Consider the following 12,960-nt stretch of genomic DNA (forward strand, 5'->3'; position numbering starts at 1 on the left):
GTGGTTTATCCCCATTCGATGCGTCTGGTGAGGGTCTAGCCAGTGAATATCTTGATGATAAGCCATTTCTACGAGGCACACGGCGGAGGTATTGAACGCGTTGCCGGGCATTTGTGCCGCCAGTTCGCACACCTGGGAGCGATACCGTATTGGGCAGCCAGCGCCAGCGATGCGTTACCTACCGATAATCTCAACATTATCGCGTTACGCTGCATCGATCCGTTGGAGAAACTCACCGATCTGCCAATGCCGTTACCTGGCCCTACAGCCATTTGCGCACTTAGCGACGCCGTACGGCGTAGCGACGTGGTGGTGATTCACGATGCGCTCTATGCCACATCAATCCTTGGTATGATGATGGCCAAACTCCACGCGAAGCCCGTCATTCTGATTCAACATATTGCTGCCATTCCTTTCAGATCACCCGTACTGCGTCTGCTTATGCGGCTGGCTAATTTGGTCGTAACACGCCCGATGTTATGGGCCGCCGATGCCAGGGTATTTATTAGCGATACTGTCCGCCACGACCTGCTTGGGACCCCTGCACGTTATCCGTATAAATTGCTGTTTAACGGGGTTGATAGCACCATTTTCTATCCCTCCGTGACTTCAGTATCCAGTCAAACTCCGCTGGCAAGATACAACCTCCCGCCTTGTGCCCGGCGCATACTATTCGTGGGTCGTTATGTTGAAAAGAAAGGGTTGTCGATACTGCGCGCTCTGGCAATAACCAGACCGGAATGCCAGTTTTTACTGGCCGGAAACGGCCCACTTCGCCCCGCAGAATGGGGATTGAGCAACGTTTACGATCTTGGCGTTCAGGCCCCCCGCGCACTGGCAGAGCTTTATCGCTGTGCGGATGTTCTTCTGTTACCGGCCGTCGGAGAAGGCTATCCCCTTGTTATCCAGGAGGCAATGGCTTGTGGATTACCCATCATCTGCGGTAGCCCGGCTCACAGAGCCGATCCCGTAGCGGCAAGCTGGATACATGGTGTGAACATAGACCTCAACGAGCCACAACGTTCGGCACAGCTCTGCTCTGCCGCAATAGATAACTGCGCGCTCTCCCTCCACGAACGTGAAGCCATGATTTGTTATGCCAGAGAACATTATAGCTGGCGAAAAATGGCGCAGGAAATCATGGAGTTGGTGCTAAATGGAGATGGAGATAAAGCCAATGGCAAAGCCAGAAGATAATAAAATGGATACCTCCGGCACGCTTTTTATTGGCGCCTGCCCGCGCAGGTTAACGCTCCTCCTTGGTGTGAGTATTGCCATTAAAGTTACGCTTATTTTCGTTTTTGCCTGGCATATTCTCTTGATCATGGATGAGTTTGCCCAACTTGGCTACGCCAAGTATTTTGCTAATGGGCTATTCGACACAATTCACCCCCCTAAGGCCGTAGGGTTTGCGGTGTTTTATAAACTGGCTCACCTGATTGGCTGGGATGCGGTTTCGATCATTCTCGTCGCGCGGATGCAGACGGCACTCCTCGCTTGTGGAACCCTGCTGCTAGTCTATGCCTGCGCGCGTGCGCTGGGCGAGCAGCGCTTACGGGCGCTTTTTATTATTCTCGTTTTGCTCTGTTTTACGAATTTTATGGAGCGTATCTTCCGCACCCGTTCAGAGCCCCTGGCGCTGTTTTTCGCCCTTGCCGCCGTGCTGGTAATTCTGCGCGGCCATACGCTCAACGCAAGAAAGATTTTTATCGCCGGTATCCTGAGCGGACTGGCGTTTTTAGTTACCCAAAAATCAGCGTTCTTCAATCTGGCGCTTGGGCTTGGATTGGTGATTGACGCTACGCTGCGCAAACATTTCATCGATGCTATCGTTCGCGGCTTTTACTTAACCGCCGGTTGGTTACTTCCTGCAATTGCCTATTGCTTTATATATGGCGGCAGCGACCCGTTACGTATCGCTGAAGGTTTGATCTTCGGTCCGGTAGAAGTGGCGGTATACAGCAGCGAAGCCTATAACGGGATTCGTGTATATGTCTTGCAAACCCTTTTAGACAATACGCTTCTCTATCTGCTCTGTTTTAGCGGCATGATAATGGCATTAAAGCGCTGGAAAACCTTGAATGAAAAAACGCGCATCGCCCTGATTTTTTCATTCGTCATTACCACGTTAGTTTTCACTCATAACCAGCCCTGGCCCTATGTGTTTATTATGGCGCTACCGTTTATATCGCTCTGGTCCCTCATCCCGCTAGATAGCCTTCTCGCCCAAAACCGCAGGCCAGCCACGAGATTATTTATCCTGGCGGTGACAACAGTAACCCTGGTTTCAAGCTACTGTCTCAATCTCAGCTACCTGAAAATTAACAATGTGCAACAACTTGAACTGGTTACCAGAGCAGAAGCACTGCTCAAACCTGACGAAAAGTATTTTGATGGTATAGGGATGCTGCCCAACAGGCTGGAGCCGACGACGCTATGGCTCGATGCCTGGTATGTTTTAAAGACACGGCGAGAAGGTAAACATTCCGAAGCCTGGCAAGTGCTGACTCAGTCCCCCCCGAAAGTCATTATATGGTCCTACCGGTTGAGTAATATCTATTCTGCTATCGCAGAAGCCATCGACAACAGCTACGTCAAGGTCGCGCCAAATATAAGATTGGCGGGGCGACAACTACACATTGGCCGTCAGGAGGAATTTAACGTACCGCTGTCCGGAAGATATCAGTTGTACAGTGAAACCGGCACCCCCGTATCAGCACAAATAAACGTGGAAGGGATCACACTCGCCCCGCCGGTTACTTTGTCGGCAGGCGCTAAAACTATCACCTTACTTAATGGTCCGGAGAAGGCGCTATTGTTGCCAGAAGGGAATTATGATGGGTTGTTCAAAGACGGAGATGATAACAAAAAACTGTTTGCCCATACGTATTACCGTTGAGCTTACAAAAAAACAGGAGATAACCCGGTCAGGTCATCTCCTGTTAAGCCGCGGTTAGCCTGCAAGAAAAAAGCGGAATGCCGGGTTATGCGTTTCGTCGTGACATTCATAGCCCAGTTCTTGCAAACGCGTTTCGAAATCCGGTTCGTGATCGCCCAGTTCAAACGCGGCCAGTACGCGGCCATAGTCTGTGCCGTGGCTGCGGTAATGGAACAACGAGATATTCCAGTGAGTCCCCAGCGTATGCAAGAACTTGAGCAGCGCGCCGGGTGATTCCGGAAATTCGAAGCTGAATAAACGTTCCTGTAGCGGTTTCGACGGACGACCGCCAACCATGTAGCGTACGTGCAGCTTCGCCATTTCGTCGTCAGAGAGGTCAACCACGCTGTAGCCACCGTCGCGCAACAGATTCAGGATCTCCGTGCGTTCTTCCATCCCCCTGCTCAACCGGACACCGACGAAAATGCAGGCGTTCTTATCATCGGCAAAGCGATAGTTAAATTCAGTGACTGAGCGACCGCCCAGCAGCTGGCAAAACTTCAGGAAGCTGCCTTTTTCTTCCGGAATGGTCACTGCCAGCAGCGCCTCACGCTGTTCGCCCAGCTCGCAACGCTCGGAAACGTAGCGCAGACCGTGGAAATTGACGTTAGCGCCGGAAAGGATATGCGCCAGACGTTCGCCGCGGATATTGTGCTGAGCGACGTACTTTTTCATTCCCGCCAGCGCCAGCGCGCCGGAAGGCTCTGCGACTGCGCGAACATCTTCGAACAGGTCTTTCATCGCCGCACATATCGCGTCGCTATCCACGGTGATGATGTCGTCGAGATATTCCTGACACAGACGGAAGGTTTCATCGCCAATGCGTTTTACCGCGACACCTTCGGCGAACAGGCCAACGCGTGGGAGATCGACCGGATGGCCCGCGTCCAGCGCCGCTTTCAGACAGGCGGAGTCTTCCGCCTCCACCGCAATCACTTTGATTTGCGGCATCAATTGCTTAATCAGTACCGCCACGCCCGCCGCCAGACCGCCGCCGCCGACCGGTACAAATACACGATCAAGATGCGCATCCTGCTGCAGCAGTTCCAGCGCCAGCGTCCCCTGACCGGCAATCACCATCGGATGATCGAATGGCGGAACCCAGGTAAAACCCTGTTGCTGCGACAGTTCAATCGCTTTCGCTTTCGCTTCATCAAAGTTTGCGCCATGCAGCAGCACTTCGCCGCCAAACCCGCGAACGGCATCGACTTTGATATCGGCCGTCGCAACAGGCATCACGATCAGCGCCTTCACGCCCAGACGAGCGGAGGAAAACGCCACGCCCTGGGCATGGTTGCCTGCAGAAGCGGTGATCACCCCGTGAGCTTTTTGCGCCTCGGTCAGCCCTGCCATCATCGCGTAAGCGCCTCGAAGCTTGAAGCTGTGAACGGGCTGCCGGTCTTCGCGCTTCACGAGGATCACGTTATCAAGGCGCGATGAGAGCTTTTCCATTTTTTGTAGCGGCGTTACCTGCGCCGCTTCGTATACCGGTGCGCGGAGCACCGCACGCAGATATTCAGCCCCTTCCGGGGCTGCTGACAGAGGTTGTGATTCGGCCATCATCAGCCTCCCAGTTTCGATTTATCGCGGACCGCGCCTTTATCGGCGCTGGTCGCCAGGCTGGCATAGGCGCGCAGCGCAAACGACACCTGACGCTGACGATCTTTCGGAGTCCACGCTTTGTCGCCGCGTGCTTCCTGTGCTTCACGACGCGCAGCAATTTCCGCATCGCTAAGTTGCAGTTGAATGCCACGGTTTGGAATATCGATAGCAATCATGTCACCGTCTTCAATGATCGCGATATTGCCGCCGCTGGCCGCTTCCGGTGAAACGTGACCAATGGAGAGGCCAGAGGTGCCTCCAGAGAAACGACCGTCGGTAACCAGTGCGCACGCTTTGCCGAGGCCCATCGACTTGAGGAAGGTGGTCGGGTAAAGCATTTCCTGCATCCCCGGTCCGCCTTTCGGCCCTTCGTAGCGGATCACGACCACATCGCCTGCCACCACTTCGCCGCCGAGGATCGCGTCAACCGCCTCATCCTGGCTTTCATACACTTTGGCCGGGCCAGTGAACTTCAGAATACTGTCATCCACGCCGGCGGTTTTGACGATGCAGCCATTTTCCGCGAAGTTACCGTAAAGTACCGCCAGACCACCATCTTTGCTGTAGGCATGTTCCAGCGAACGGATACAACCTTCAGCGCGATCGTCATCCAGCGAGTCCCAGCGGCAATCCTGCGAGAACGCTTCTGTAGTACGAATACCCGCAGGGCCTGCGCGGAACATCTGCTTCACGGCGTCATCTTGCGTCACCGTGATGTCATACTGCTCAAGGGTTTGCGGCAACGTCAGCCCCAGCACGTTCTTCACGTCCCGGTTCAACAGGCCCGCACGATCCAGCTCGCCCAGAATCCCCAGCACCCCGCCCGCACGGTGAACATCTTCCATATGGTATTTCTGCGTACTCGGCGCCACTTTGCACAGCTGCGGCACTTTACGGGAAAGTTTGTCGATATCACTCATTGTGAAATCGATCTCCGCTTCCTGCGCCGCCGCCAGTAAGTGCAGAACGGTATTGGTGGAACCGCCCATCGCGATATCCAGCGTCATGGCGTTCTCAAACGCTGCCTTGCTGGCTATGCTGCGCGGCAGCGCGGAGGCGTCATCCTGCTCGTAGTAACGTTTAGTCAGCTCAACAATGCGTTTACCGGCATTGAGGAACAACTGTTTACGGTCGGCGTGAGTCGCCAACAGCGAACCGTTACCCGGCTGTGACAGGCCCAACGCTTCGGTCAGACAGTTCATCGAGTTCGCGGTAAACATCCCGGAACAGGAGCCACAGGTCGGACAGGCGGAACGTTCAACCTGATTACTCTGATCGTCAGAGACTTTCGGGTCCGCGCCCTGGATCATGGCATCGACCAGATCGAGCTTGATGATTTTATCAGACAGCTTGGTTTTCCCGGCTTCCATCGGACCGCCGGAAACGAAGATCACCGGAATGTTCAGACGCAGGGAAGCCATCAGCATCCCTGGGGTGATTTTGTCGCAGTTGGAGATACAAACCATTGCATCGGCACAATGGGCATTCACCATGTACTCCACCGAATCTGCGATCAGCTCGCGCGACGGCAGTGAATAAAGCATGCCCCCATGACCCATAGCGATACCATCATCCACGGCAATGGTATTGAACTCTTTCGCCACGCCGCCGGACGCTTCAATCTGTTCAGCGACCAGTTTACCGAGATCGCGCAGGTGCACGTGTCCTGGCACAAACTGGGTGAATGAGTTCACAACGGCAATGATCGGTTTGCCAAAATCGGCATCCGTCATTCCGGTTGCGCGCCACAGCGCGCGGGCTCCTGCCATATTGCGGCCATGAGTGGTGGTAGCGGAACGGTACTTAGGCATGCGTTATTTACTCCTGGTGTCTGTAAAACGGGACGGTGCGTGCCGTCCCATTTATCTTTAATTATGAATTTACCTGATCCAACCAGCCCCATTTGTCCTCGGTTTCGCCGGTGAACAGGCCGAAGAACGCTTGCTGGATGCGTTTGGTGACTGGACCACAGCGGCCTTCGCCCACCTGAATGCCGTCAACGCTGCGAACCGGGGTGATTTCCGCCGCGGTACCAGACATGAAGACTTCATCCGCCAGATACAGGGATTCGCGGGACAGAACCTGCTCGCGCACTTCAATACCCAGTTCTTTCGCCAGTTTAATGATGGCGTCACGGGTGATCCCCGGCAACGCGGAAGAGGTAAACGGCGGGGTAAACAGCACACCGTCTTTCACTTCAAACAGGTTTTCACCGGCGCCTTCGGAGATGTAACCATTCACATCCAGCGCAATACCTTCCTGATAGCCATGACGACGCGCTTCGCTACCCACCAGAAGTGACGAAAGGTAGTTACCGCCCGCTTTTGCGGCGGTCGGGATAGTGTTAGGTGCGGCACGGTTCCACGAGGAAACCATTGCATCGATCCCTTGTTCCAGCGCTTCAGCGCCCAGGTACGCGCCCCACGGGAACGCAGCGATAATGACGTCGGTGGTGTATCCCGGAGGCGGGTTCACGCCCATGCCTACATCGCCAACAAACACCAGCGGGCGAATATAAGCGCTGGTCAGGTTGTTTTTACGGATCACCTCACGGCAGGCTTCCATCAACTCATCCACGCTCTGAGAGACCGGGAAACGATAAATTTTGGCTGAGTCATGCAGGCGTTGCATATGTTCACGATGACGGAACACCACCGGGCCTTTGTGCGAGTCATAGCAACGGATGCCTTCAAAGACAGACGTACCGTAGTGCAGCGCGTGGGACATCACGTGAACTTTCGCGTCTTCCCAACGAACCATCTCGCCATTGAACCAAATGTAATCAGCTTTTTTCGTCGTCATTTCTTCTTCCTGTCACGCTTACGCGCGGATTTGTTGTGATGTTGTTGTGCTCTGGCAGATGGCAACATGTGCCACATCCACCAGCTTACTTAACTGACTAAACAGTAAGTCGACCGACCGTGGACTGGCAACGGTCAATTCGATATTTATATTCTGCGCGTCACGGGCGGCTTCCATATTCATGGCACATACCTGAAAACCACGGTGGCGTACCACACGTAAAACACGTTCCAGCGTTTCCGGGTTAAAGCGAGCCTCTACGGCGACCTGATGTTGCATCATGATAATTTCTCCAGCATTTCAGCGTTGCTGGCGCCAGGCGGCACCAGTGGCCAGACATTCTCAAGTTCGTCGATTGAGACATGAAGCAGGTATGGCCCGTCGCTGTTCAGCAGGGTATCGAGCGCCGCTTCAACCTGGTCTTTTCGGGTGATGTGTTGGCCAGGGATGCCGAAGGCGCTGGCTAACGTGAGGAAATCGGGGTTATCGGTTAAGGTGGTTTCGCTATATCGTTCCTGGAAAAACAGCTGCTGCCATTGTCGAACCATACCTAACCGTTGGTTATCCAGTAAAACGATCTTCAACGGTAACTGCTTACGTTTTACGGTGCCCAGCTCCTGAACATTCATCATGAAGGAGCCGTCACCGGAGATACAGATAACGGTGTCGTCCGGTCGCGCAACCTGCGCCCCAACGGCAGCCGGTAAACCAAAGCCCATCGTGCCTAAGCCGCTGGAGGTGATGAAATTCTCCGGGCGACTGTAGGTCATATGTTGTGCAGACCACATCTGATGCTGACCGACATCCGTCGTTACAACACAGTTGGCAGGCTTACGCTCCGACAGCTGTTTCAGCAGCAGCGGCGCGTAGATGGCCTCCCCTGGATGATCGTAGCGCCAGGTGTGGTCAGTACGCAGTTCCGCATTACGCTGACGCCATTCATCGACGTCGACCGGTTGTTGCAGCGCAGGCAGCAGTGCATTCAAATCGCCCTGCAAGGTGACATGCGCCCGGCGCAGTTTGTTCAGTTCAGCCGGATCGATATCCATGTGGATAACACTGGCATGGGGCGCGAAAGTATCCAGTTTGCCGGTCACCCGGTCATCAAAACGTGCACCTACGGCAATCAACAAATCACATTCCTGCACGGCAAAATTCGCGGCTTTGGTGCCATGCATACCCAGCATCCCCAGATAGTAGGGATAATCCGCCTCAACAGCCCCCAGCCCTTTCAGCGTGCAGGTCACCGGCATTTGCGTTACCGCAATAAACTCACGCAGCGCCGGAACCGCCTGCGCCATCCCTACGCCTCCTCCCACATACAGCATCGGTTTTTGCGCCTGAGCCAACATGTTACACGCCTGCTCTACGTCAGCCTGAGGGAAAACTGCCGCGTTTTCGACGGTCGTGAAATACGGTTCCAGCGCCCCGCTGGCTAACTGGATATCTTTCGGGATATCAACCAGAACCGGACCCGGACGACCCGTGTTAGCGACCTCAAACGCCTCCGCCATGATGCGTGGCAGCTCTTCCAGTGACTGCACCAGGAAACTGTGCTTGGTGCAGGCCAACGACAACCCCAGTACATCCACTTCCTGAAACGCATCAGTGCCGATGAACGGCGCAGCAACCTGTCCGGTGATCGCGACAACAGGGACCGAATCTAACAGCGCATCTGCAAGTCCGGTGATCAGGTTGGTTGCCCCCGGACCAGAAGTAGCGATGCAGACCCCCGTTTTACCGGTGGAACGGGCATAGCCAATGGCTGCGATCGCGGCCCCCTGTTCGTGTCGGCACAGCAGGTGTTCCACGCCACCGTCGTACAACGCATCGTAGACCGGCATAATTGCGCCACCGGGATAGCCGAATACGGTGTCGACCCCCTGTGCACGCAACGCATGTACCACCCACTGTGCTCCATTCATAGTTAGTTCCCCGTCATAAATCTGAAGAAACAGAATTTTATGCTGTTATTCATTTTCTGCTCCTCTGCTGTGTTTTTAAGGTCAAAAAAAACCCCCGGACCTTTCGGTGCGGGGGTCTTAGTTCGTTAAGGCTTGATTTTTAAGCCTTTCCTCGTCCAAGTGCAGCCCCGCACGGTGGGATAATAATCACCACCACGCTAATCACGACCAGGCTAATCACTCGTAGAAGGGCTGTCATTTTTGTCTTTTCTGGCATCTTGTTCGAAGGAATGCCTAAAGAGTTACCATAGATTTCGCCAATAGCACAAGATTTTTTTCTTTTCATTTTTCTGACTCAGCTAACGGATTAACGAAAAGTCCTTGTTTTATATACAAAAACAAGGAATTGAAAAAAATTCACTATCTGGACGGAAGTAAACCCTTTTTTCATAACGTCGCAGGAGAGGAAAACGGATTGCGAGCGCCCTTCCAGAAAAAGAGAAGACGTAAACTAATTGCATTAAAAGTGCGGAATCTTCTGCGAATAAACATTATTTAGCAGTGATCTTGCACAGAGGAAATTAGACATAATAGTGGCATCTGGAGGGACTATGTCACTGTCAATTGTTCATACACGCGCTGCGCTGGGTGTCAATGCACCGGCGATTACTATCGAAGTGCATATCAGCAACGGTTTACCCGGTTTAACACTGGTGGGGTTACCAGAAACGACCGTCAAAGAGGCGCGCGACCGGGTACGCAGCGCGATCATTAATAGCGGATATGACTTTCCCGCAAAGAAAATCACCATCAATCTCGCCCCTGCCGATCTTCCCAAAGAGGGCGGGAGATATGATTTACCTATTGCTGTGGCGCTTCTGGTTGCCTCTGAGCAGCTTACAACCCATAAACTCGACCAATATGAGTTAGTGGGTGAATTAGCGCTTACAGGTGCGTTACGCGGCGTTCCCGGCGCCATATCCAGCGCAACCGAGGCGATACGGGTGGGAAGGGGCATTATCGTGGCAAAAGAGAACGAAGACGAAGTCGGGCTGATTGAGGGTGAAGGATGTCTGGTTGCCGATCATCTACAAGCTGTCTGTGCCTTCCTGGAAGGAAAACATGACCTTAGCCATCCTGTTGTTAACAACGACACTATCAGTGTGTCATCAGATGATCTCAGCGATATTATTGGTCAGGAGCAAGGGAAGCGCAGCCTTGAGATCACCGCCGCAGGTGGCCACAATCTGCTATTAGTTGGCCCACCGGGTACGGGGAAAACGATGCTTGCCAGCCGTCTTAATGGCCTGTTGCCGGCATTAAGTAACGAAGAAGCCCTGGAAAGCGCCGCTATCCTCAGTCTGGTTAACTCGACCAGCGTGCAAAAGTTATGGAAACAACGACCTTTTCGCTCACCACACCACAGCGCATCCCTGACCGCCATGGTTGGTGGCGGAACTATCCCCGCGCCAGGCGAAATTTCTTTGGCACACAACGGCATACTGTTTCTTGATGAGCTGCCTGAGTTTGAACGACGCACATTAGATGCTCTACGTGAACCGATAGAGTCTGGTCAGATCCACCTTTCGCGCACGCGCGCTAAGATCACCTATCCTGCGCGCTTTCAATTGGTAGCGGCAATGAATCCCAGTCCCACCGGTCATTATCAGGGCAACCATAACCGCAATACGCCTGAACAGACATTACGCTATCTCAGTCGGCTATCGGGCCCCTTTCTGGACCGCTTTGATCTTTCTCTTGAGATCCCTCTCCCACCGCCAGGCATACTCAGCCAACCAGGTGTAAAGGGAGAAAACAGCTTTACGGTTAAACATCGGGTCATTGCTGCGCGGGAACGTCAGCATAAACGCCAGGGCAAATTGAATGCACACCTGCAAAACAGGGAGATACGTGAACACTGCCCATTAGCAGATGAAGACGCGCAGTGGCTTGAAGAGACCCTCATCCATCTTGGATTGTCTATACGCGCCTGGCAACGGTTATTAAAGGTATCGAGGACTATTGCCGATCTCGCGCAAGCCGAACACATTTCACGAAGACACTTGCAGGAAGCGGTCAGTTACCGGGCGATAGATCGTCTGCTTGCTCACCTGCAGAAACAACTGACATAAAAAAAGGGCCTTCGCCCTTTTTTATTAGTCATCAGACTCTGTGTAGTCCTCAGCACCTTCCATCTGCGGTTTACCGCCGGACAGGGTATGGAAACGTTTTGGACGCTTGATACGCGTCATATATTTGGACCAGACGCGTTCCGCTTCGGTCACTGGCTCACGTTCACCACGACATACCGCAACAAAGAGCTTCTCTTCTTCGGTAACCGGCTCGCGTTTTCCGAGATCCAGCTCGTTGAAGGCATAACCGTGACGTTCAAGCAGTTGCGCCTCTTTGATAGTGAAATCACCATGACGAGAGAATCCGCGTGGATAATATTTGTTGTCGAAATATCGATTAGTCGTCGTAAAGCTTTCCGCCATCCTGCACGCTCCTAATTCTTTGGCCGATCTATTTATGGCGCGGAGTATTAGTTACGCTTGACAGAGTGTAAAACAAAACATTTAAATCATAACGACAAATAATTTTGCGGAGAGCACTGTGGATACGGAATTGTTAAAAACCTTCCTGGAAGTTAGCCGAACGCGCCACTTTGGCCGGGCTGCGGAAGCGCTCTACCTGACTCAGTCGGCGGTAAGCTTTCGCATCAGACAGTTGGAAAATCAACTGGGTGTGAATCTTTTTACCCGCCACAGAAATAATATCCGTTTAACGGCGGCCGGCGAGAAGCTTCTGCCCTATGCGGAAACGCTAATGAATACATGGCAGGCAGCACGTAAAGAGGTCGCCCATACATCCAGACATAATGAATTTTCAATCGGTGCCAGCGCCTCTCTGTGGGAGTGCATGCTCAACGGCTGGTTGGGGCTCTTGTATCAGTCACAAGAGCCCCAGAACGGTCTGCAATTCGAAGCCCGTATTGCGCAGCGCCAGTCCCTGGTAAAACAGTTGCATGAACGTCAGCTTGATCTGCTTATCACCACAGAAGCCCCAAAAATGGATGAATTTAGCAGTCAATTACTGGGGTATTTCACCCTGGCGTTATATTGCGCCAGCCCCTCAACGATGAAAGAGGCTCTGAATTATCTGCGCCTGGAGTGGGGGCCAGACTTTCAACAAAACGAAGTGGGATTGATTGCTGCCGATGAAGTCCCGGTACTCACCACCAGTTCTGCTGAACTGGCCAGACAGCAACTTCATGCACTGAACGGTTGCACATGGTTACCCACACGTTGGGCAAAAGAGAAAGGAGGGTTGCATACTGTTGCAGACAGCGCAACGCTTTCACGTCCGTTATACGCTATTTGGCTGCAAAATAGTGATAAACATGTACTGATCAAAGATCTTCTAAAGATAGATGTACTGGGAGAATAAGCAGAAATGAGATTGGCAAGGATGCCAGAAAAGGAAGAGATCGGTATCTGGAGGCGCGTTTTACAGACAAAAAAAATCCTTAGCAGATGCTAAGGATTATTTTCTGGCAGGGGCGGAGAGACTCGAACTCCCAACACCCGGTTTTGGAGACCGGTGCTCTACCAATTGAACTACGCCCCTAATTAGGGTGGCGGAACGGACGGGACTCGAACCCGCGACCCCCTGCGTGACAGGCAGGTATTCTAACCAACTGAACTACCGCTCCAC

Annotated in this window: 12 protein-coding genes and 2 tRNA genes; 4 read left to right on the forward strand and 10 right to left on the reverse strand. The window is 53.1% G+C overall.

Annotation, left to right across the window (positions count from 1 at the left end):
• The first annotated feature begins 42 nt into the window (after positions 1–42).
• Together HVZ37_RS22165 and HVZ37_RS22170 are read left to right on the forward strand one after the other, a co-directional pair.
• Positions 43–1,197 carry a glycosyltransferase family 4 protein gene (locus tag HVZ37_RS22165; protein ID WP_181627980.1) on the forward strand — a complete coding sequence of 385 codons (1,155 nt, stop codon included), beginning with the start codon at positions 43–45 and terminating at the stop codon, positions 1,195–1,197.
• Entirely contained in the window at positions 1,178–2,899 is a 1,722-nt protein-coding gene (locus tag HVZ37_RS22170) for a hypothetical protein (RefSeq protein WP_156595522.1), read from the forward strand. Before HVZ37_RS22165 ends, HVZ37_RS22170 begins: the two co-directional genes overlap by 20 nt.
• A gap of 54 nt (positions 2,900–2,953) precedes the next feature.
• Here the strand turns inward: HVZ37_RS22170 and ilvA are convergent, their stop codons facing one another.
• From ilvA to ilvL, 7 genes are all read right to left on the reverse strand, one after another.
• Positions 2,954–4,498 (reverse strand): threonine ammonia-lyase, biosynthetic, encoded by a 1,545-nt coding sequence (gene ilvA, locus HVZ37_RS22175; RefSeq protein ID WP_043001785.1) that lies wholly within the window; start codon positions 4,496–4,498, stop codon positions 2,954–2,956.
• 2 nt (positions 4,499–4,500) lie between these two features.
• Positions 4,501–6,351 (reverse strand): dihydroxy-acid dehydratase, encoded by a 1,851-nt coding sequence (ilvD, locus tag HVZ37_RS22180; RefSeq protein WP_181627981.1) that lies wholly within the window; start codon positions 6,349–6,351, stop codon positions 4,501–4,503.
• A 61-nt stretch (positions 6,352–6,412) separates the two neighbouring features.
• Positions 6,413–7,342 carry a branched-chain-amino-acid transaminase gene (gene ilvE, locus HVZ37_RS22185; RefSeq protein WP_042998773.1) on the reverse strand — a complete coding sequence of 310 codons (930 nt, stop codon included), beginning with the start codon at positions 7,340–7,342 and terminating at the stop codon, positions 6,413–6,415.
• Between the two features lie 18 nt (positions 7,343–7,360).
• The gene (ilvM, locus tag HVZ37_RS22190; protein WP_042326055.1) at positions 7,361–7,624 is read right to left on the reverse strand and encodes an acetolactate synthase 2 small subunit; all 264 of its coding nucleotides are present in this window, start codon (positions 7,622–7,624) and stop codon (positions 7,361–7,363) included.
• Positions 7,621–9,267, reverse strand: a complete 1,647-nt coding sequence (ilvG, locus tag HVZ37_RS22195) for an acetolactate synthase 2 catalytic subunit (RefSeq protein WP_181627982.1) — start codon at positions 9,265–9,267, stop codon at positions 7,621–7,623. Before ilvG ends, ilvM begins: the two co-directional genes overlap by 4 nt.
• Positions 9,268–9,269: 2 nt before the next feature.
• A complete protein-coding gene (gene ilvX, locus HVZ37_RS23035) occupies positions 9,270–9,320 on the reverse strand; it encodes a peptide IlvX (protein ID WP_193762813.1) in 51 nt (16 codons plus the stop codon).
• Between the two features lie 86 nt (positions 9,321–9,406).
• Entirely contained in the window at positions 9,407–9,505 is a 99-nt protein-coding gene (ilvL, locus tag HVZ37_RS22200) for an ilv operon leader peptide (protein WP_001311244.1), read from the reverse strand.
• 352 nt (positions 9,506–9,857) lie between these two features.
• Here ilvL and HVZ37_RS22205 point away from each other — a divergent pair, with 352 nt between their 5' ends.
• Positions 9,858–11,378 (forward strand): YifB family Mg chelatase-like AAA ATPase, encoded by a 1,521-nt coding sequence (locus HVZ37_RS22205; RefSeq protein ID WP_181627983.1) that lies wholly within the window; start codon positions 9,858–9,860, stop codon positions 11,376–11,378.
• A 24-nt stretch (positions 11,379–11,402) separates the two neighbouring features.
• Here HVZ37_RS22205 and maoP read toward each other — a convergent pair whose 3' ends face one another.
• Positions 11,403–11,741 (reverse strand): macrodomain Ori organization protein MaoP, encoded by a 339-nt coding sequence (gene maoP, locus HVZ37_RS22210; protein ID WP_042326051.1) that lies wholly within the window; start codon positions 11,739–11,741, stop codon positions 11,403–11,405.
• Positions 11,742–11,859: 118 nt separating this feature from the next.
• Between maoP and hdfR the strand changes: the two genes are divergently transcribed.
• On the forward strand, positions 11,860–12,693 hold the full coding sequence (gene hdfR / locus HVZ37_RS22215) for an HTH-type transcriptional regulator HdfR (protein WP_181627984.1): 834 nt from the start codon (positions 11,860–11,862) through the stop codon (positions 12,691–12,693).
• Positions 12,694–12,797: 104 nt separating this feature from the next.
• Here the strand turns inward: hdfR and HVZ37_RS22220 are convergent.
• Together HVZ37_RS22220 and HVZ37_RS22225 are read right to left on the reverse strand one after the other, a co-directional pair.
• Positions 12,798–12,873 (reverse strand) — tRNA-Trp (locus HVZ37_RS22220).
• Positions 12,874–12,881: 8 nt separating this feature from the next.
• Positions 12,882–12,958 (reverse strand) — tRNA-Asp (locus HVZ37_RS22225).
• Positions 12,959–12,960: the final 2 nt, after the last annotated feature.

This window comes from Citrobacter sp. RHB35-C17, from assembly GCF_013816795.1.
Lineage (GTDB): Bacteria > Pseudomonadota > Gammaproteobacteria > Enterobacterales > Enterobacteriaceae > Citrobacter_A > Citrobacter_A amalonaticus.